Below are 21,033 nucleotides of genomic sequence, written 5' to 3' on the forward strand. Positions count from 1 at the left end.
CCGAAATATGCGCTCTTGGACCCTATATCCCTATTTATGAAAATCCAACCTTCTTTCAGGCCGATATCCATTGTACCACAAATTGCTTAAATTTATTCAAAATCAAAGGTGGTTTTGAGACAGACTGGCGTTGCCGTATACCAATGCATCAGCAAGGACATCCTCGATGGCTTTTGGTCTGAAAAATATGGGGATCCGCTTTATTTAGGGGAAGAACGTTGTTTCAGGATCCCTACCAAGCCCGAATTACTAAATTAAAAGGCAAACATAATATGGCAAATAATGAACCCTATCACCGCTAAGACGACGCCCACCAAGAAGACATGAAAAGAGGTTCTAAGGAGTTTGAATTTTTTATCTATGGTCTTTCCCAAATGAAAAGTATCTTTTGCTATGGTCTTGTAAAGTTCGTCTCCTTTGTACATTAAGCTGGTGAGCTCTTCGGTGTACTGCTCTTCTTCCATGGTATTAAAATTACCGTAGAACAAAAGGTTGTTCGTTGCCTTATTTCCGTGTGTAAGTTCGGGTCTAGTAGCAAATATGGCATACCCGATAGAGATGAGATTGGTTCCCAACATTATGATCGCCGGAAATATAAGATGCGGGTCTTTGTCCAATTGCGTGAGTACCGTTCCCAAGATAATGGAAAGAATAAGGGCGTTGATGGAAATAAGAATGTTCGATTTTCTATCGATCATGGTATTCAAGGTATACTGGTTTCTAGATACCAAGCGAAACAAAGTTTCCGCACCCCGTTCCGAGCGCGGTTCTACTTTTAAAAGTTTCTTCTTTAGTTCTTTTAGCTTCTCCTTATCAATTCCCAGTTCGGCAATCAATTGCTTATCGATTATTTTTGCTTTCGCCTTAGCGTCTTTCATATCGTATTATAAAGCGATTAGTTGATTCTTTGAAAAATCAGGCATCTCTACATTAAAATGTCTATAAACAGCCTTAGGGATTCCCAAATCGGCCACAAACACTTCTATGCCACTTGGCAATTGCTCCAATATCGTTTTAGGCGCCGCCAAGGTCATTACCTGGTCTGCTTCAAATCCCGATAACTCACCATTTTTGGAAATACCGACGGGAATATCCAATGATATTCTAAATGCCGATGATGCGTTGGCCAGCCCAATACTTTTGGCAAAGGCATCTGACAGGGGTAACCGTTGTGAAAACCCTAAATAGGCATCTACCCAAATATCCGTTGTTTCCGGTATGCCTTCTTTAGCCCCGAATAACAAGGCTCGTTCCAATTGTGTTTTGGGCAGGTCTTTGGTAATAGGCACTACCACATCTAAATACACCTTAAACCCCCAAGCAGCCAGTCTACGGGCTGCTACCAATCCGCCACCACCATTGTTTCCATTACCCACACCAATTGTGACGACTGAACTCTGAGTTGCCTTTTTAGCGACTAATCTGGCTAATTGAAGTCCGGCATTTTCCATCATCAATTCAATGGACAGCTTATATTTTTTAACTGCCCAATAATCCATCTCTTTAAAGGCTTCTAATGAAAGACTGGTTACCTGCATATTTACTTTTTATAGGTATTGATAGCTTCCGTAAAAAACTGTACGACTTGAGCTTCGTTAATTTTTGTAGCCGGTAAAACTGCTCCTTTAAATCCTTCGTTTTTCCATTCACCCATAGAAAGCGAAGTAAAATTTGATGTTTCTATGCCATCGTGACCTTTGTATCCGCTGATATAAAAATAGTGCTCATTGATCATCGTATCGGGTACAGCTAAACCAAAGCCAATAGACAAATCATCAGAGATAATAACGTAAGCACCTGAATCGAAGTGATGGGGCCAAATACGGATGTCTGATGATAAACCATTTGCCTCAAGTGTCTTTTCTAAACTAGATTGCGCCAAAGTCCTTAAACCGGTAAGCTCCTTTAATTTATGCGCATCTAGTTTAAAGGTGAAAGAATCATCAATTGAATACGGCAGGTCATAATGAAAATCATAGGTATACTTCTTACCCAAAAATGCATCCGCCGAATTCGTTAGCCACTCCAATACTTGCTCATGGGTTTTTCCATCCAGTGCAAAAGAAGCATTGTTCTTAGGGGAATTCCATTCTAAGGAAAAGGTATTATAGTTTAAGGCAAGAACATCGCCATCTATTGATAACGGGTGTGTTTCTAGACCTTGTTTATCAATTGACCACCCAAGATTCGTATGGCTATCATCTGCCTTCTTCTCTACAAAACTTATTCCTGCCGCAGCTAAATATTGTGCTGCTAAATGCATCATTTTTTCCATAGTTATTTTTTTAGGCGTTTACACCGGCGTAATTAATTCCGGTTAGTTTATGCATATCATAATTGTACGTAGCGAGGTCATCAAAGTTGAATTTTGAAACATCATCATGGCCACAAGCTCTTGCGACCACTTTTATCAAGTTATTTGTTGCATCGAAATAGTTGTGTAATTGTTTTGCCGAAGACTCAATTATCAACCTACTGCGCAGCGATTCTTTTTGTGTAGCGATCCCTACCGGACAGTTATTGCTTCCACAGGCCCGCATACCCAAGCAACCGATAGCCTGTAAAGCCGAGTTGGAAACCGCAATAGCATCTGCACCCAACATCAAGGCCTTTGCAAAATCTTCCGCAATTCGCAAGCCTCCGGTAATTACTAAAGTTACGTCAGTTGCACCGACTTTGTCCAGATACTTTCTTGCCCTTGCCAAAGCGGGTATAGTGGGTATGTTGATATTATCCCTTAAAATGGTAGGCGCAGAACCGGTACCTCCCCCTCTACCATCTAAAATGATATAATCGACCCCCACATCTAAAGCAAACTGAATATCTTTTTCGATATGACTGGCCGCAATTTTGAATCCGATCGGAATACCACCTGTGCGTTCCCTGACTTGGGCCGCAAAGACTTTAAAATCTTCCACCCCGTGAAAATCGGGAAAAGTAGCCGGAGAGATTGCCGTCTCGCCTTCTTTCACCCCTCTTACCTCAGCAATTTCCTTACTTACCTTAGCTCCCGGCAAATGACCGCCGGTACCTGTTTTAGCACCTTGTCCGCCTTTAAAATGAAAGGCTTGTACATGGTCTAGCTTATCCCAAGTAAATCCAAACTTTGCCGAAGCCAATTCGTAAAAATACTTGCTGTTATTTTCCTGTTCCTGAGGCAGCATTCCGCCTTCTCCCGAACAAATACCCGTACCCGCTAATTGCGCACCTTTTGACAATGCTATTTTAGCTTCGCGCGATAAGGCGCCGAAACTCATATCACTGACAAACAACGGAATATCTAAGGTCAATGGTTTCTTTGCTTTAGGTCCGATCACTACCTTTGTTGCCACACCGTCTTCATCTAGCAAAGGCCTGCTCGCCAATTGGGCCGGCAAAAATTGAATATCGTTCCATTTTGGCAAGGTATTTCTATCCACTCCCATAGATGCGGAAAAACCATGGTGACCCAGATTCTTCAATCCGTTAGTAGCTAACTCTTTTATATACCCCGTATAAGGTTCTGTCTCTTCAGGATGGGTATCTGCGTAAGCGCCTAAATAGGCATCCCTGTTAAAGGGTTGTGGACTATCTACCAAATAGGCATCGATCTCTTCCTCATCTACAAAAAGACTGTCGCCTTCAATTTTAGTAGAAAACTTATGTAAAACCTCAGCATTATTGTATTCCGAGACCCCGGTATCTACTCTATAATCCCAACCGTGAACCCCACAGATAAGATTATGGCCATCTACATGGCCGTCTGACATCAAAGCTCCCCTATGCAAGCATCTACCATACAATACAGAAATATCATCGTCAAATTTTACGATAACCAAATCCAAACCGTTGACCAGTGCGTGTTCCGGTTTCTTATTTTCTAAGGATGATACTTGGGCAATTGCAATTGGTTTTTTCATAAGATGAGTTTTTAAATATTAAAAAGAAAAGCCGAGCACGAATACAATTCGCCCGCCGTCTGCACTACTAAAATAACCTAAATTAGCTGTAAATGCCTCTGCGCCAATGAGCCACATAGAACCTCCCACAGAATTATGCCAGGTGTTAGAAGTGTCATTTTGGGTCCAAACCCTACCATAATCGAAACTGCCGGTAACCCCAAATCTAAACGGAACAAGGCTCGTTCGCACGCCGCCTAACGGAAACCTAAGGTCTGTATTCTGATAAAAAGATTGTTTTCCCGTAAAGCGTTCATTTCTAAAACCCCTTAAACTTTTATTGCCCCCTATAGTTGCAGCATGATAAAACTCAAAGTCATCACCTATAAGGGCCTCTCCTCCCAACTCTGTTGCCAAAACAATGCTTCCGCTTTTTGTTAACTTATGATTTACCGCTAACTTGGGCTGCAGATAGGCGAAACTATTATCGGACTCCGTATTATCAATATTGGTTTTATAACCTATTGTTAATCCTGCATCTAGTCCTAAGGTAGGAAAAGCATTACTATTTTTATTTTTAAAATTATAAGCGGCCTCTATTCCTCCGTAAGTTTGCCGGTTAAACATAGTGTTGTCCACAGGAAATTCCTCTACAAATCGATCTTGGGTATTTTCTACACTAAAAGATTCTATCAAAGGTTTAAAATAAAAGGAGCCACCACTAATTCCTTCCCATTTTAATGCCAACGCAGCTTTAAACTTTCGGATTCTAACTCGGTTAAAATCTAAGTCTACCGCATCATTATCGTATTCCGTATCATTTCCGAAACCGAAAAAGTTTTGTGCAAAATTAGGACTGGTATATAAACCTTCTATGCCAAAATTCCAGTTGTGGAATATGTTCGAAAACTCCCCGCTATACGATAAATCATAACCTGAAGTACTGGTGTAAAAGGCCGCATGAATACTATGCTTATAAGTGAAAGGATTGCGTTGTAAACTATAGGAAGTGTGGTTACTTACTACACCAATTTTGAGTCCATCGTCTGGATTCACAGCTAGTACAGGAAGTAATTGATTAAAATTATACTTTACTTTTTTATGGTCGTAATTATTTAATTCATAATCATTTACCAGCCATTTCTTAGAGCGTTTGTTCACTATAGTATTCTCTTTGTCCTTGTAATCGTATAACTTTACATTTTTGGTGTTTCTAAAATCATAGGTATCATTCTTCTTCCCCCCAACAATCTTAATTTTAATAGGATGGTCTCCCTCTCCTTCTATCGTGAACGTATCTTTGCCGTCTAAACCAAAAAGCCATATTTCCTTGGTAATATCTTTTGAGTACGTATGGTTTAAAATCCCTAAATCCTTCCGGTCTATTTTTAAGGAGGTTTTTCCATTGGGCAACCTAGTTATGGTAAAATCATCGGCTTTTTGGGTACCGGTAACTACCTGAAATTTGTTGAGATATAAGTAATACGCTTTAGCGATTTCCATAAGGTTATCGCGCCTGCCTTGCAACTTCGCTTTAATATCTTCTATTACGGGGCCCTTTACTTCTTTAGGAATAGCCTCAAAAGCCTTTTCTATATCCGCATTGGTAAGCCCATTTTGAATATGACTGGCCTGCTTTTCCCATTCGTCCCAATCTGATGCATGTATCAATGTCAAATCTAAATGATAAGGCGATGATGCAAACCATTTTACACTTCTTAGCTCCTCGTCATACGTTTGCATTTTACGCAAACCTGGTATAAGTCGGGTTAGGGTACTGATTAGTGTACCGTCATATTTAGAAAATGCCTGATCACGGTCTCTTGGGATAGGACTGCAATACTCCGTGCCATCTTCATTTTTATAAAGTGCCCAACGCCATTGATCTTCGTGGCGGTCCCAATCTCCCAAGAGCATATCAAACAACCTAGCTCTTATATAGGAAGGCTCGTCTACAACCGATTTTCCCGATTTATTTATTTCCTGCAAAACATCGGCCGTACTCAATATATCTTCAGGCGTTCCAAAACTTTCGGATTCTATTTGTGTATCCCCTACATGCTCTTCGATCATATACAATTCATCGCCAAAATCATCATTGTAATTCCCCAATACTTTCTGTTTGGGGATATAGTATAATACCGGATTCGTATGGTTTACTCCAACTGCCGCAGAAAGACTTCCAATGGCAAAAGGAGTATATGGGTTAGAAGTGGTGTAAAAATCCGCCAAGAACTTATCTCCGACCGTACCGTCTAAAACATCGCCAACGTAAGTTTCTTGAAAAGCGTTGGCCTGTAGAAATTTAACGGTACTCTTTTGTAGGGCACGCATCACATATTGCTTACCTGTTTTATCTACTAATCGTAAAGATTTTGATTGCTGCCCACCGCCACGTTTTACAGGCGTTAACCCTCCCATTAAAGTATCTAATAAAACTACGGGTGCATTCACCTCCTTACCATAAAAATTGCGGTAATGCTCTCCCCAAAGTGCTTTGTAAAATCCACTTTTTGTAGCTGCTTTTTTAGTGTAAACGGAAGCCAATTGCGTACTAAGATAGTTTTTCTTAAAAACGTATGATTCCGTATGGTCCTTACCTCCCCCCTTAGGACTATGGTCTTAAAGACTTCCTTAGCAGCTCCATTCTCAAGTATTTCATAGTGTGCAATTACCTCACCATCCGTTGTTATATCTAAACGGACATATCCATTCTTTCTCAAGGAAAAATCGCCTTCCTCCCCTTTTTTAACGGCTTCCAAACTACCTGCCGCACCGCTATTAATTTGGGGGACACTTCCTTTTATATACTGTAGATTCCTTCCTTGTCCCGATAAAAAAATCACATTCTCTCCTCCTCGAGCTATGGTTTTTAACCTGTTTCTGAGCGTTCTATATTGTTTATTCTGAAAATCTTGACTAGAAAACCCTCCAATATTTCTAAACAGTCCTTGTTTGCTATTGGTCTCTATAGGGTGATACATGGCTACAAGAATGGTTTTTCCTTGTGCCTTTTTTATTCTGTTCTCAAATTCCAAAAAGAATAAGGTTCTATTCTGAATTTCGGAATCTTCATTGATATACACATGCTTATCCCAGTCCTCTAAAAACCATTGGGAATCTACCGTAATCAATTCTACGTTTTCGCCCAGATCATGATGCTTAATAGGTTCGGCATCATCTGGGGAAAATTTGGCGTTACTATTGTCTTGAATATAGTCTTCAATGTTCCTAACGCCTTTATGCCCTTTTGCCCATTCCTTGTAACCCGGAATAAACAATACCTCCTTGGCACCATTTAAAACTTTAAGCTGAGGGGCGACAGTCTGCTTAAAATCGCTATTCGATACTGCATTTCCTATAATAAGAAGAGATGAAGTTGCTTGGCCGTTCACTTCTGAAACGATATGTTCCAATACTCCCGAATCGTTATCATCCGCTGTGTTTGCAGTTATGAATATCGACCTTTCAATTTGTTGGGAAAATACTGTACTGGCTACAAAAAAAAGAAGGTAGGCAATAAAATGGTTGATTCTAAAACACTTCACAATAGGTTGGTTTCGACCTTTTGTCGTAAAAAAGAGGACTTTCTTTCATTTATATATTTATGAAGAGGATAACATATAAAAAAAAGGAAGTCCCGCTACTCAAAACAAACCCAAACTTTAGGGTTTACCGCGTAACCGCTTGAATTGTTTGTAGGCCTTATCGACGGCTTCTTTCGGTGCTTTTTGGAATTCCCTATCCGTTACCTTGTACACCTTTTGGAGGCTATCAAGTTTATCATGCATTTGATCGATAATGGAAGTATAGGTTCGGTCATCGATGAGATTATTCAACTCCTTAGGGTCTTTGTATAGGTCGTAAAACTCCCAACTGTCTATATCATCATAAAAATGCATGAGCTTATACCGTTTGGTTCGAACCCCATAGTGTTTCTTGACCATATGAAAAGCGGGGTAATCGTAATAATGATAGTAGATAACATTACGAAAATCATCCGGATCCATACTTCCATCCAGCAAGCCTTTGAATGATTGCCCCTGCATGGCTTCAGTTTTATCCGTCACCCCCGCAAAGTCTAGAAAGGTCTGTGCGAAGTCTAGGTTTTGGACCATGGCATCTATTTGGGTATTAGGGGGAATCGTGCCTGGCAATTGCATCAACAAAGGTGTACCAAAGGAGGTTTCATACATAAAGCGCTTGTCGAACCAACCGTTCTCTCCCAAGTAGAATCCCTGGTCGGAAGTGTAGACCACCAAGGTGTTTTTATCGAGTCCGCTTTCCTCTAGGTAATCTAAAATCTCACCAACACCTTCATCTACTGCGGCAATGGTAGCCATGTAATCTTGCAGGTAGCGCTGTCCCTTCCATTGGGCAAGGGCCTTTCCTTCCAGCTTTGCCTTATGAAAAGCATTGTTTTTGGGCAAATAGGCCTTATCCCAAGCCTTGCGCTGTTCGGGCGACATACGTTCAAAATCGGTTGTCCATGGGTTGTGAGCCAATTCGGTGCTGCCGTACCCTTGGGTCATTTTTAAATCATGCCCTTCGTACATATCATCATAAATGGTCTGTAATTGCGCTTCTGCCGCCCTTTGCTTTTTAAAGGAAGGAAAATAGGTATCGGGAAGGGGAAACTCTACGGAGTCATATTTATTCAAGTGACGTAAGGCGGGCATCCAGTTGCGGTGTGGGGCCTTGTGATGCACCATCATAAAAAAGGGAAGACTATCCTTTCGTTGATCTTTCAACCAGCTCAAGGCTTCTTCGGTTATGATGTCGGTAGCGTAGCCTTCCACCCTTGTGGTATCCCCATTTTGAACAAAATCAGGATTATAGTAATTCCCTTGGTCTACGAGTACCTTGGAGTAATCGAAGCCTTGGGGTGCGCTGTCTAGATGCCATTTTCCAATCAAAGCGGTCTGATAACCTGCTTGTCCGAGTATTTTTGGCAAGGTGGTTTGGTTACCGTCAAAATGGTCTCCGTTCTGTCTAAACCCATTCAGGTGACTGTGCTTACCGGTAAGAATAACCGCCCGACTTGGACCACAAATGGAATTCGTTACATAACTATGCGTAAAAAAGGCCCCGTTCTTGGCCAGCCGGTCTATATTCGGTGTAGGGGCCAATTGTGCAATCGGATGATTATAGGCACTTATGGCCTGAATAGCATGGTCGTCGGCCATGATGAACAGAATATTCGTCTTTGGCACCGTCTCTTCCGCGTGTGGGGGATTCCCTTTACAAGCTATAAAAGCAAAGGCAGAAAATACATATATGAAGGGTGATCGTAAAAGCATAGTAAACTGATTGAGGCTATTTTAATCTAAAGGATGTTTTTAAATCTGCCGTAGCGTCGGTTCCCACAAAAACTTCAAATTCCCCTGGTTCTGCAACAAATTCCAAGGCAGCGTTATAAAACTTCAGGTCTTCGGGCCGCAAGGTCAATTCAACGGTTTTTGTTTCCCCCTTTTTTAAGAATATTTTCTTGAACCCCTTTAGTTCGCGCATAGGCGGGGTTACCGTACGTACTACATCCCGTAGATATAACTGTACCACTTCTTCCCCGTCATATGCGCCAGTATTGCTCACCTCTACAGAAACCGAAATCGATTCGCCCTGTTCGATTTCATCTTTGTTCAATTGGATATTCGAATAACTGAAATCGGTATAGCTCAGGCCATGCCCAAAAGGTAAGAGCGGCGTATTCTCCACATCGAGATAATTCGATTTAAACTTTTGGAAGTTATCTCCCTCTATGGGCCTGCCCGTATTTTTCATACTGTGATATACCGGAATTTGCCCTACGTTTCTCGGCCAAGTTGCCGTTAACTTTCCTGAGGGATTGTAATCCCCAAAAACCACATCGGCTATAGCATTGCCCGCTTCTACACCGGGATGCCATACTTGAAGTATACTTGCGGGAAGTTCCAGTTCTTCGGCAATGGTCAATGGTCTTCCGCTCATCAGGACAATTACCAGAGGCTTTCCGGTCTTTGCCAACTCCCTTAAAAGTCGCTTTTGGCTTTTTGGAAGGGAAATATCGGTTCTACTGGCCGCCTCTCCACTAAACTCACTGGCTTCCCCTACTACGGCCACAACGACATCGGCTTCTTTTGACAGATTCAAGGCTTCCTTCAACAAGGCCGCAGAAGGGCGCTCGTCTATTTCTACCCGTGTTCCAAAAACATTGGCCCGTTGGGCCAAATCGGGGTCATCTGTAATATTGGCGCCTTTGGCATAGCTTATTTTTGCTTTTGGGGCCACATTCTTGAAACCTTCTAAAACAGGAACGGACAACTGTGGGTCACCTGTAGGGGCCCAAGTTCCCAACATATTGTTCTTATTGTTGGCCAAAGGCCCTATCAATGCTATTTTGGACTTCTTCTTCAGTGGAAGTATACCTTCTTGTTTTTTCAGCAGTACAAAAGAGCGCTTTGCTGCCTCACGGGCCAAACTTCTGTTCCCATCCGTAAGAATGTCTTTTGCCGGTCTACTCTCATCGGAATAGCGATAGGGGTCGTCAAAGAGTCCCAATTTATATTTGGCGGTCAATATTCTACGGCATGCCTCGGTGATTGCCGCTTCGGTAACCTTGCCCTCGGCTACCGATTGCTTTAATGTGGTAAGAAACCCTTCCCCGACCATATCCATATCAAGTCCCGCATTCAAGGCCAAAGCCGATACCGTCTGCAAATCACCTAGCCCATGGGCAATCATCTCGTTTACCGAGGTATAATCGGAAACCACGAAGCCCTCAAAACCCCATTGGTTCCGCAAAAGGTCGGTAATCAACCATTTGTTGCCCGAAGCCGGAACCCCATCAATATCATTGAACGAAGTCATGGCACTACCTACCCCAGCATCTACCGCCGCCTTATAAACCGGTAAGTATTGGTTGTACATTTTCAACCTGCCCATGTCTACGGTATTGTAATCACGCCCCGCTTCGGCCGCACCGTACAGGGCCAAGTGTTTTACCGTGGCCATCATCGTATTAGGAGCTGAAAGATCGCTTCCCTGATAGCCCTTTATCATCGCCTTGGCAATGGCACTCCCCAGATACGGGTCTTCACCGGCACCTTCGGCAATACGCCCCCAACGGGGATCTCGGGCTATATCTACCATAGGTGAGAAATTCCAGTTGATTCCATCTGCCGTAGCTTCCTTGGCTGCGGTTTCCGCCATTTTTTGAATTAGCCCTACATCCCAACTAGCGGCCGTTCCCAAGGGTATGGGAAAAGTCGTTTTGTAGCCATGTATGATGTCCGAGCCAATAAGCAAGGGAATTTTTAGCCGTGAATTTTCAATGGCTATTTTTTGGGCCTGCCTTACTTTTTCAGGCCCGGAAACCCCAAAAAGTCCACCTACTTGGCCCGCCTTGATCTTTGCCTCTACATTTTCACTCACTACCGAACCTGTGGCAATGCCCCCTCCAGGAGTCAATAGATTGAGCTGGCCGATTTTTTCATCCAAGGTCATTTGGGATAGAAGCTGCTCCACCGCTTCTATCGTTTCTTGGGAGCGCACAAAAGTCGAAAAGCCGAGTACAAGCGTCAAAAAACAGATTCTTCTCTTTATATTCCTCATTTTCTGTTATTTATATTTTATATCAAATTAGATTTTGGCAAAACCATCCCTTTGACAAATCAGTTTAAACCGATTCCCCACGGGGTATTCGTTTATTCTTAAAGTGAATTCCTAATAGGTAAAACCTAAACTATCGAGTCCGCGCTGCACATCTTCATTTTGCATAAAGAGCCGCCATAGCAATCCCGATCTATGATTCTCTATCATTACTAAAATAGGACCTTGGTCAATGGCCAAATAGGCATCGGCTACCCAGAAATTGTATTGGGGACTAAAAGCATCATAAAAACCGGCCGGACCTAAAAGTTCGTCCTTGTTGCTATAAAAATACCGTAGCGCCCTCATGGATTCCTCTGGTGTATAGGGCATAGAACTTAAAGCCGCAGTAGGGGAAATCACCCCCGTGTCATTTGAGGGACTATGTGCATTATAGCCTAAACTTCCATCTGCATTTCTACTATAACTGGCCGTAAGCCCCCAACAATCTTTACCGTAATCTTTATAATTCTTGGGGTTATCCACGCAATAAGCATGATTGATCTTGGCATGGTTTAGCGTGGCATCCGCATAATTCACAAAGGCATCGGCCAAGTTACTAGGGTCTAAGCCCATATAGGAATAGTGTGCCCAGAACAATGGACCGCCTTTTGAGGAACTACCTGCATGATTGACAATGAGTGGAATATCGTAGGTCGAAGCCCCGTTGGCAATCGCCCCATTAGAGGCCCAGCCGTTTTCGTACACTTCTTTGGCAATGGGGTAATCAGGGGAAGCCGCTGCCATGACATAGGTAATCAGCACTTCATTATACCCCTTCAACTCAAGACCGATATCAAAACCGAAATCAGGACTCCAATGCCAGTACAAGGTGTTTTTATTTTGTGTAAACCAGTCCCATTCAACAGCTTTCCAAAGTTCATCGGCTTTTTGGGCCACTACTTGTTCTTCGGAATTGCCCTCTTTCAAATATTCTTTTACACAGATCAGCCCTTGTGCCAAAAAGGAAGTTTCCACCAAATCGGCGCCATTATCCTTTTCACTAAAGGGAAGGGTATTCCCGTTCCGTCCATCTAACCAATGGGGCCATGCCCCGTGAAACCTATCGGCACCTTCTAAGAAAGAAATGATTTTCTCCAGTCTTTCAACTCCCTCGATACGGGACACAAAACCTCTTTCCATAGCGACCAAAATCCCCATAAGGCCAAAGCCCGTTCCCCCAACGGTTACCGTATTAGGGTCGTTTGACGGGTCTTGGGGATGATACCTTTCGCGGGCGGCACCCGATTCAGTCTGGGCGAAATCCCAGAAATACTTAAAGGTTTCTTTTTGGGTTAGGTCGAGAAGCTCCCCATCGGTCAACTCCACTTCTATTTCAGGTTCATTTTCCTCGGGTACTTCTGGAAGTTCGGAAACCCCGATTGCACCACCATCTGCATCATCCGAAGTACAAGAAGCAAAAACCAAAAACACCAAAACGAAACCCAATGCTCTACTCATCATCACTGTTTTCAGAACTAAACCCTAATTTTTTCAATCCCTTTCGAACATCGGCATTCTTCATAAAAAGCTTCCATAGGAGTCCACTTCTATAGTTTTCGATCATCACCGGAATAGGTCCTTGGTCGATGGCTAGGTATCGAGGTACGTACCATTTGTTTTCAAGGCTAAAGGCATCATAGGGCCCGTATTTTCCGATCAAGGAGTCTTGTTCGGCATACATATACCGTAAAAAATCCTTGCTCTGTTGAGGCGTGTAAGGCATGGACGAAAGGGCGGCCGTAGGAGAGATGACCCCTAAGTCCCTATCGGGCCTATGACCCGCATATCCTTTCATCGAATAGCTAGAGGTCAAGCCCCAAAGATTCTTTCCATAGCCTTTATATTCATGTGGATTTTCAAGCGCATGGCGGTATTGGATCAGGGCGTGGTTTTCGTTCAGCTTCCAATAATCGGCATATTGATCCCTTAGTCCTTTGGGGTTAAGTCCCAAATACGAATAATGTGCCCAAAACATGGGGCCTACAGGAGACCTATCATGCTCGTAATGGTTCAGTACCGTTCGAAGGCCATAAAAAGTCGTATCGTTCATAATTTTCCCATTTTGGGCCCATCCTTGCTCATAGACCTCTTTATCGATAGGATGTGTAGGCGATGCTGCAGCCAGAATGTACATGATCAAGGCTTCATTATATCCTCCTACCGGAAAATTCATTTCCCATTGGTACTCAGGAGACCAATGCCAATAGAGCACATTCTCCCCACCCTTGGTATACCAGTCCCATTCGACCTCTTCCCAAAGTTTTTGAATGCGGTCCGCCAGTTTCTTTTCACGCGCGTTACCGACTTCAAAGTATTCCTTAACGGTCAATAGGCCCTGGACCAGAAAAGCGGTTTCAACCAAATCCCCACCATTATCCTTCTTGCTAAAGGGGGTCATTTTTCCATCGGGCATAAGCCAATGGGGCCAAGCTCCGTGAAACCTATCGGAGGTTTCGAGAAAGGAAACACATTTTTCATAGCGTTCGAGAGCTTCTTCACGGGTAATAAATCCCCGTTCGACCCCCACTAGAATGGCCATAAGTCCAAAGCCAGAACCTCCCGTAGTAATGATATCCTTATCGTGAGCAGGGTACACATTGTCCATGTGGATGCGTTCCCGGGCCAAACCCGAAGTAGGTTCGGCTCCATCCCAGAAATAATCAAAAGTCTGCCTTTGGATCAAGTCGAACAATTGGTCATCGGTCAGTTCTTGATCGGCCTTTACCTCTTGTTGGTCTTTTTTAGAAGGATTGCCTCCGCAACCTAGTGAAAGTGCGCCCATGATCAGGGCCAATAAAACTAATCTCATATATTTTTTTAAAGTGATTTTCAGACAGGTTTTCTTGGGAATTACAAATTGTGGTTCATAATCCCCTGTATTTCTTCTTGGGTCAAGGCCTTATCAAAAAACCGAAGCTCATCGATCAGGCTTTCGTTGGACAAGTGGCCCCATTCGGTAAACCTAGGTGCTCCCGATCCTATTGAAAGTATATCGCAACCCGACCAATCGATACCGCCATCTACGCTATTCTGGGCAACGACCTCTCCGTTAATATAGAGTACGGCATCGCTTTCTGAAATAGAAAATGCCAAATGAACCCAACCAGCCGTTGTCGGATCTATAGCTGCCGCATCTGCCCCATCGAGCCATACGTCAGATTCACCGGTACCAACATTCAGTTTAAAGACCTGTCTTGTAGCATCACCTTCCCTAAAGAAACGAAAACCACTGGTCCTTAAATTTTGCACTTCGGGGAAGCCCTCTTTTTCAGTGTCTTCAGGACTCATTACCAAGATGCCCCCATTACCCGATGAGGCATCCACTTTATACCAAAGTGTAGCACTAAACGCATCGGGAGTCAATCCGTTTGAAGGAACGGTCAAATAAGAATCCGTAGCACCCATGTAAGAAGCATCACCGGCAACCACATCATCCTCAGAAAAACCAGGGGTGCCGACAAGATCAGCCGCTATGTCAGTAAACAAATTTTTATAGGTACCATCGAAAGGCATGTAGAACATCTCTCCCGGAAAATTGGGAGGGTAATCAGAAACGACGATACCCGAATCATCTTGAATGATCTGTTTGATTTCATCTTGGGTAATCGCGCGGTCAAATATGCGCAACTCATCCATTAAGCTTAGGTCCGATTTATGGTTCCATCCCGAAAAATTAGGTTCTCCCGACATTATGGAAAGTACATTGACATCATTCCAGTCGATTCCTCCCAAAGGTCCTTGAGAAACAATTTGTCCATCGATATACACCACGGCTTCCGAACCGGAAATGGTAAAGGCAAGATTTACCCATTCTTCCGAAGCTGGGTCTACTTCCGCAGCTTCACCTCCATCAAACCAAGTATTCTTGTCCCCTTCCCCTACGTTTAACTTGTAACGCTGTTGGCCATTGGCATTCTCACGAAAGAACCTAAAACCACTGGTCAGTACATTTCCTCCTGCATCATCGAGCGGCGGACTCATGGCCAAAATACCGGCACGGTCGGGCATCGCATTTAATTTTACCCAAAAAATGGCACTTAACTCCGTATTCTTAAATCGTTCGGGGTCTAGGGTAAGATAAGCCCCTTCAGCGCCGGCATACGCCCCACTTCCGGCCAAACTTTCTTCACTGATCGCCGGAGACCCCACTTGTTCGGCCTCTTCAAAGCTCAGCAGGTCGACATATCCTCCATCGAAGGGCATGTACAATATCTCTCCAGGGTACTTTGATATATAGGCCGGTTCTTTGGTAAAATTGATCACCTCACTAGTCGATTTGCCGTCTAAATCTTTGGCTATAACCGTAAGTTGATGCGCTCCATCTTCAAGTTGGTCGTATACTAAATCATCTACGATCAACTTGCGGTAATCTTTAAAAGTATTGTAATTGCCTATTCTTGTTCCGTCAAGCAATACTTCTACCGAACCCAATTCTATATCGTCTTCGGCCTGAAACCTAACGGTTATGGTTGCCAATTCTTCATTCACTTTTACGGCAGCGCCTTCGGCAGGTGACGTAATAGTAATGGTCGGGGCCGAGGCATCTGCCCCTGGGTCGACTTCTGTTAAGGCATCGATACCTTGGTCACAGCTGTAAAAAAGTGTAGCGACCATCAGACACGATACTAGGTTTTTGATATTTTTCATCTTTCTGATTTGTTAGTTGATTCGATTAATTGTCCAATACAGGAAACTGATCAATTTGCGGCTGTGGATAAGGAAGGTATTTCTTGTCTTCCGTAAAGGTTCGTCCGTCATAGCTTAGCTCATCGTATTTTTTCAATCGGAGCATATCGTAGTAGCGTTTTCCCCATTCCATAGCGAGTTCGGCAAACTTTTCATCTACGATCTGATCTAAGGTCACACCGGACAAAGCAGGCATTCCGGCTCTTTCCCGTACCAAGTTTACCGCTTGGTCGGCAGTCATTACAGAACTTGAAGCCCCTTGCTTTAATGCTTCGGCATACATCAGTAGAATTTCGGCATAACGGATAACGTTATAGTTTTTATTACTGCCATAGGCGGTTCTTCCCGCAATTAGCTGATTGGACGGCAGATAGTGTTTCCCACTTGAAAAATAGCCTCTGGAAAAATCGTTTATTTTATCACCGTCCCTAGTAACATTGGTCATAAAAGAAGGTAAATCGGAATAGGCCGCATCGGTTTGTAATTCGGCAATACCTCGATCCGTAAAGAGCACACTAGTCTCTAAACGAACGGTTTCGCCACGGTCTAACATAAATTTGATAAACTTGAAGCTAGGTTCATAAAAACCCCATCCACTTGCGGCCCCTTCTACTGCGGGTGTCCAGTTTACCGAACCGTAAGGAGCGTACAAATGGGCGAATCGATCACCTTCCCCTTGATTAAAATCGGAATATTGCAGGTCGAGTATACTCTCGTCGCTCAACTTGCCCGGAGTTTTAAATAGCTCATAGAAATCTGGGTAAAGACTGAACTTGCCCGAAGCTATAATTTGTCCTGTGGCATCGGCAACTGCTTGGTAATTTTCCAACTCTTGGTTTGCCAAGGCCTTAATCGCCAAGGCAGTATATTTAGTCACCCCTCCTTTTAAATCGGTACGTTCGTTGGGACGCATTTCGGGTAAAAGTGGTATGGCCAAATCCATCTGATCGGAAACATGTTGCATCACTTCCGCCTTGGTCGGTAAGGTTTCTACCTCTAACAAGAGTTCCGTATCGGAGGACTCAGGAATGAACACATCGCCATACACCTGTGAAATCTGGAACAACATCATACCACGCAACACCTGAATTTCGGCTATGTATTGGTTCCCCAAGGCAATTTCCTCATCGGAACCGAATTCTTGGTAGCGTGCAATCTGTTCCATGGCCGTATGTGCGGAAATCACATCGGCATAAGTGTTTTCCCAAAGGGAATTCACCATCCAATGATCTTTACTGTAGTTAAATTTATCCATTTCGGTAAACTCGGGCTGATCGCCCAAACCACCGGAATTCACATCGTCGCCCCGAACGGAAATGATCAAAGGCTGCTCCCACCCCCTCGAATAAAAAGCCTCATAGGCACCAACGGTAGACAGTAACATCCCCGATGAATCGGTAAAGTCCGTTCCCCCGGCAAAATTATTGTTCAGTTCAGGTTCGTCAAGCTTATCGGTACATCCCCAAACAGCTAGGACGAAAAGCAACACTAGGGAAGGTTTTGAAATTTTTATAAATCGTTTCATAGTCGCTCTTTTTTATATTTTAATATTTACGCCTATCGTATAGATAGCAGGAATTGGATAAGTTTCATTGTCTACACCATTGGATACTTCAGGGCTAAAACCGTTATAATTGAAAACCGACAAAGGTTTCTCGGCCGTTACGTAGATACGGGTCTGCGGAATACCCTTTGTTGCCCCGTTTTTATTGATGGTATACCCTAAGGTGATGTTCTGGATCCGAAAGAAGTCCCCTTTCTCGATAAAGAAATCGCTTAACTGCTGGTTCCATCCTTTTCTGATACCTGCCGAAGAAGGGTAACTGTTTGAAGTACCTTCGCCATGCCAGCGGTTCAAAGCAAAATCGCGATCCCAATTAGTGTCATTGGTAAAGATGACCTCCCCACGTTTACGGTTCAAGATTTTATTCCCGCCTTGGCCCAATGCCGCTGCCGAGAAATCCCATCCTTTATAATTAAAGCCCATATTGAAGCCAAAGGAATAGGTTGGTAAATAATTGCCCAACATAACGCGGTCATCCGCGGTAATACCATCTACCCCGTCTTGATCCTTAAATTTCAAATCTCCGGGAACAATGGCATTTCCATTGGCGATTTCTATTTGTGCTGCGGGATCAGCAGCAATTTCCGCATCGTTTTGATAGACACCCTCGACTTCCAAACCAAAGAAGGAGAAAACGGGATCACCAACCCGGGTCCGTTGTCTGAATTCGGCAGAACCTGTATCAATATTCAACTGACGGTCGGTGTCGAGTACTTCATTTTTCAAGGTGGAAAAATTAGCCCCCAATGAGTAACTAAAGTCATCCGAAACCTGGTCGTTCCAGTTTAAAGCCAATTCCAGACCTTGATTTCTAATTTCACCTACATTCTGTCGCGTTGCATCAGGAATTAAAGGAACTTCAATAGGAATTACCGCATCTTTGGTATCCCTCACATAATAATCCGCCTCCAATGAAAGCCTGTTATTAAAGGTACGTGCCGATAGACCTAGGTTCACCTCTTCGGTAACCTCCCATTTTAGGGCCGTAAAATTACTTGTTGTATTCACCCCACTGACCATAGTGTCACCAAAAGCCGTGGTGACCACAGTAGAGGTAATGGCGCCTTCGCTACCAGGTACTTTATCGTTCCCCAGTTTACCCCAGCTACCGCGAAATTTCAGAAAGTCGAAAACGCCATTGTTCTGCATAAAGTTTTCTTCGGAAACAACCCATCCCGCACCGATTGTTGGGAAATACCCCCATTTTTCTTGATACTTATTGGTTCCATCCGCTCGGTAGGTACCGTACAACAGGTATCTATTATCGTAGTTATAGGAAACCCTGCCGAAGAAAGACAATCCATATTCACGACGGCCATCATCCTTAACATCGTCTTGAACAATGGTCTGAGCCTGATCTAGATAATAGGCCTCTTCACCCGACAATGGAAAATTCAAGCCCTTGGCCTCCAATCGCTCGAAGGATTCATCCCTAAAAGAAGAACCTCCAAGAACGGTTAGATTATGTTTGCCAAAAGATTCGGTGTAGGTTAAGGTGTTGTCCCATATTTGATTGGAATAGGTATCGTTGCGCTTTATAAGCTCCGCATTTTCCCGCTGAAATCCGTTACCGATAAAATAGGGCAAGCGAACCTCTCTGCGCTCAACGGTCTCAAAGTTGTGGTTATAGGCCGTTTTAAAGGTCAATTTTTCAGGAATGATATGTACCTGGGCGTAAAAATTGGCCAGTACGTTCCTTATTTTTGAGCGCAGCTCACTATTGTCCATGGTCGGAAATGGATTCTGCCCACCGCGGTAACCCAAATCCTGGGCATTGGCATAATTGGTAGGAAATACATTTTCATTTCCGGCAAGATTTTCGTCGTATACGGGAAGGATCGGAACCGCATAATAGGCTAAGCGAAAAGCCGAGTTTTCGGCATCGTAACGGGTAGCGTTACTGATGACCGTATTCCCCCCAATGGTCAAATGGTCATTGACCTTGAAATCGATCTTACTTCTAAGGTTAAAACGCTCGTATTCATTCTTCATTTTAAGAATTCCCTCTTGTCCAAAATAATTGGCGCCAATAGCATAGGTAGCATTATCGCTGCCACCGGTAACCCCTATACTATGGTTTTGAATTAAAGCGGGTCTCAAAATTTCGTTATACCAATCCGTGTTTACATTAGGTACATTCGGGTTAATTCGGCTACGCCCGTAACGCTGCATGGCATTGTCGATAAATTCGATATCAGGAGCCGAACCGGACTCTTGTGCCAAGGTCACAAATTGCTCAGAATTAGCTAATTTTAACACATTCTGTGCCACTTGAAAGCCCGAATACCCATCATAAGTAATCTCTGCCTTTTTATTATATGCCCCCGATTTGGTTTCGATGAGTACTACCCCGTTTGCGGCACGCACCCCATAGATTGCGGCGGCGGAAGCATCTTTCAAAACTGAGATAGAGGTAATATCGGCCGTATTCAAAAAGTCGATATCATCAAAGAACATTCCGTCTACAACATAAAGTGGACCAGAGGCACCGGTATCATATGAACCGATACCACGCACCCGAATAGTAGGCCCTTGACCCGGGCTCCCATTACTCACCACCTGTAGGCCCGCCACCTTGCCCTGTAGCGCCTGCATGGGTGAACTAGTAGGTGTGGCCGATAGTTCTTCCGCCTTTACCGTTGTAATAGAAGACGTAAGGTCTTTTGACTTCATTTCACCATAACCGATGACCACCACCTCATCTAAGGCTTGCGCATCTTCCGATAAGCTTATGTTAATATTCGTTTGTCCGTTCACGATAACTTGTTGCGTGGTAAAACCCATATAGCTTATTACCAATGTCGCATCTTTTGGCACACCGTTGAGAGTATAGTTGCCATCAAAATCAGTTTGGGTACCCGATGTGGTACCTTTCACCACAATACTTGCTCCCGGTAATGGTTCCCCATTGATATCGCTAATCATACCCGTAACGGTAATATCGTCTTGAGCAAACAATACCACCTGAAACAAAAAGAAGCATATCAACAAAAAAATGTTCCTTATTTTCATAATTGTCTAAAAGTTGAGTTATAAATTTATCAATACGTTAAATTCAAGCACAAGTTATCAATTCCACCCCCTCACGCTTTTGAGAAAGGCTACATAAAAAGTACATCAAGCCCATTAAGGCACTTAAACCCAGTAATACACGATATTTGCAGTAATGTGAAAGCGGAATAAACTTAAAACTTTAACAGTATGATGTAGTAGTGATGTAGTATCGTAATTCCATAAAAACTAGATATGTAGGAATTAGACTTACTTTAAGCCCCC

General features: G+C 43.4%; 13 protein-coding genes. All 13 read right to left on the reverse strand.

The annotated features are described in order from the left end of the window. Positions 1–254 precede the first annotated feature (254 nt). Positions 255–878 (reverse strand): Pycsar system effector family protein, encoded by a 624-nt coding sequence (locus B4Q04_RS20365; RefSeq protein ID WP_088697914.1) that lies wholly within the window; start codon positions 876–878, stop codon positions 255–257. 6 nt (positions 879–884) lie between these two features. Next, entirely contained in the window at positions 885–1,538 is a 654-nt protein-coding gene (locus tag B4Q04_RS20370) for an NAD(P)H-hydrate epimerase (RefSeq protein ID WP_088697915.1), read from the reverse strand. Between the two features lie 2 nt (positions 1,539–1,540). Then, positions 1,541–2,275, reverse strand: coding sequence for a hypothetical protein (locus B4Q04_RS20375; RefSeq protein WP_088697916.1), 735 nt, complete (start codon positions 2,273–2,275; stop codon positions 1,541–1,543). A gap of 10 nt (positions 2,276–2,285) precedes the next feature. Next, positions 2,286–3,899 (reverse strand): glutamate synthase-related protein, encoded by a 1,614-nt coding sequence (locus B4Q04_RS20380; protein ID WP_088697917.1) that lies wholly within the window; start codon positions 3,897–3,899, stop codon positions 2,286–2,288. Positions 3,900–3,917: 18 nt separating this feature from the next. Next, positions 3,918–6,299: a ShlB/FhaC/HecB family hemolysin secretion/activation protein gene (locus B4Q04_RS20385; RefSeq protein ID WP_088697918.1), complete on the reverse strand. Its 2,382-nt coding sequence runs from the start codon at positions 6,297–6,299 to the stop codon at positions 3,918–3,920. A gap of 29 nt (positions 6,300–6,328) precedes the next feature. Further along, positions 6,329–7,426, reverse strand: a complete 1,098-nt coding sequence (locus tag B4Q04_RS20390; protein ID WP_088697919.1) for a hypothetical protein — start codon at positions 7,424–7,426, stop codon at positions 6,329–6,331. Positions 7,427–7,543: 117 nt separating this feature from the next. After that, positions 7,544–9,178: a sulfatase gene (locus tag B4Q04_RS20395; protein ID WP_088697920.1), complete on the reverse strand. Its 1,635-nt coding sequence runs from the start codon at positions 9,176–9,178 to the stop codon at positions 7,544–7,546. Positions 9,179–9,194: 16 nt separating this feature from the next. Then, entirely contained in the window at positions 9,195–11,468 is a 2,274-nt protein-coding gene (gene bglX / locus B4Q04_RS20400) for a beta-glucosidase BglX (RefSeq protein ID WP_088697921.1), read from the reverse strand. 111 nt (positions 11,469–11,579) lie between these two features. Beyond that, positions 11,580–12,965, reverse strand: coding sequence for a glucoamylase family protein (locus B4Q04_RS20405; RefSeq protein WP_084724372.1), 1,386 nt, complete (start codon positions 12,963–12,965; stop codon positions 11,580–11,582). Continuing rightward, the gene (locus B4Q04_RS20410; protein WP_088697922.1) at positions 12,958–14,316 is read right to left on the reverse strand and encodes a glucoamylase family protein; all 1,359 of its coding nucleotides are present in this window, start codon (positions 14,314–14,316) and stop codon (positions 12,958–12,960) included. Before B4Q04_RS20410 ends, B4Q04_RS20405 begins: the two co-directional genes overlap by 8 nt. Before the next feature lie 41 nt (positions 14,317–14,357). Next, positions 14,358–16,154, reverse strand: a complete 1,797-nt coding sequence (locus tag B4Q04_RS20415; protein ID WP_088697923.1) for a LamG-like jellyroll fold domain-containing protein — start codon at positions 16,152–16,154, stop codon at positions 14,358–14,360. Positions 16,155–16,179: 25 nt separating this feature from the next. Further along, positions 16,180–17,718, reverse strand: a complete 1,539-nt coding sequence (locus tag B4Q04_RS20420; protein ID WP_013995142.1) for a RagB/SusD family nutrient uptake outer membrane protein — start codon at positions 17,716–17,718, stop codon at positions 16,180–16,182. Positions 17,719–17,730: 12 nt separating this feature from the next. Beyond that, positions 17,731–20,769, reverse strand: coding sequence for a SusC/RagA family TonB-linked outer membrane protein (locus B4Q04_RS20425; protein WP_088697924.1), 3,039 nt, complete (start codon positions 20,767–20,769; stop codon positions 17,731–17,733). Positions 20,770–21,033 lie beyond the last annotated feature (264 nt).

The organism is Zobellia sp. OII3, assembly GCF_002211465.1.
GTDB classification, from domain to species: Bacteria; Bacteroidota; Bacteroidia; order Flavobacteriales; family Flavobacteriaceae; genus Zobellia; species Zobellia galactanivorans.